The organism is Caldisericia bacterium, assembly GCA_021158845.1.
In the GTDB taxonomy this organism is placed as follows: domain Bacteria; phylum Caldisericota; class Caldisericia; order B22-G15; family B22-G15; genus B22-G15.
This window is the reverse complement of record JAGGSY010000070.1, coordinates 1-1,332: the sequence shown is the minus strand read 5'-3', so window position 1 is coordinate 1,332 and position 1,332 is coordinate 1. Positions and strand designations below refer to the sequence as shown.

The window sequence follows — 1,332 nt, the reverse complement described above, 5'->3', positions numbered from 1 at the left end:
GTAGTAACATCTCCCCAGTGAGACTTTATTGACTCAATTGTAAGGGTGACTGGGCCAATATTAACTTTTTGTGGAGTGTCTGAATTTAATCCTTCCAGTATGCCAGTTTTTATGGGGCTTGAAAGTTCGATTGGGAACTGAACTTTTGTAACTTTCAGATCAAAGGTCAAAATTCCTTTGAGTCTCATTGTTGATGTCTCACCGTTTTTTATATGGGATACCCACCACTCGGGGAGTTTAGTATTTTCAAACTTTGTCGAAATCACTATTTTTGACTCTGAATTTGCTTTGATCTCTCCAATCGTTGAAGAACCTTCACCCATTTTTATATTATTCATATAAACTTCTACTAAGGCATTCTCTATTGGAATTGGAACTGCATTAGGGTTGTAGAGTGTGATCTCGGTAATTATCTCAGTTGTTGAATGAGTTATTTTCCCCCATTTATGGTTTACAAGCTTTATTTCCGGCTTTTTTAGTATTTGTGTAGTAGTTGTTGAGGTATGTAGGGAGGTTCCTTTTTGTGTACAGCCCGCAAAAGCAACACTCACCAATAACACAACAATCAAACCACAAACCAACTTTATTTTCGTCATTTTTTACCCCCCCTCCAACACTGTAAAGAGTATAAAAAGAAAAAACTCAAGATTTCTTGGCTAACCACAAGAGGACTCCTTTGATAAATGGCCAATTTGTCCTAATATATTCTCCATTCTGTTCATCACTGAGTGCCATGCTGGAACCATAAGCCACTATTCTACCACTACCAACTTCTACTGCAGCTGCAATTATTGGCTTTGATCCTTTTTCTTTGGTAATATCTCCTGTCTCAGAGACTGCATAAGAGGTCTCATAACCCCTTATTAACCATATTGCGTTTCCACTTATGTCCAAAGTGTTACCGGAGTAATAAAGCTGGTGTGCCCCACTAAGAAATCTTGTTGTGGGATGAACAAAGTTGAATTCACCAACAAGTGGATAATAGGATTTCCCGGTGTTGTACTCGTCATCCATGAGCTCGTCATCATTAAACTTAATTCCAAACTCCTCAGTAACCTTGTTGAGGCTTCTATAGTAGACGTACTTATACCAGTCTCCCGTAATCAGAAGCCCACCTCCATTCCTAACCCACTCCTTAATTGCTTGGGCTTCTTTCTCAGTAATGTCCGATTTTGGATTAGGTATGATCAGCACATTGTACTTGGAGAGCAAGTCAAGCGTTATCGGCTGGGCGTTCACATCAACCAACCATCCAAGCTCGTTCTTTATCCTAGTTATCAGTCCAGTAAGTCTCTGGTCATTGAAATACTGGTTATGTGATGCATCTATGAG

The 1,332-nt window shown here is 39.4% G+C and carries 2 protein-coding genes; both read right to left on the bottom strand.

Annotation, left to right across the window (positions count from 1 at the left end):
- A partial coding sequence (locus J7J33_02760) for an LEA type 2 family protein (protein ID MCD6168213.1) occupies nt 1–596 on the bottom strand: 596 nt, incomplete at its 3' end.
- Nucleotides 597–642: 46 nt separating this feature from the next.
- A partial coding sequence (locus tag J7J33_02755; protein ID MCD6168212.1) for a hypothetical protein occupies nt 643–1,332 on the bottom strand: 690 nt, incomplete at its 5' end.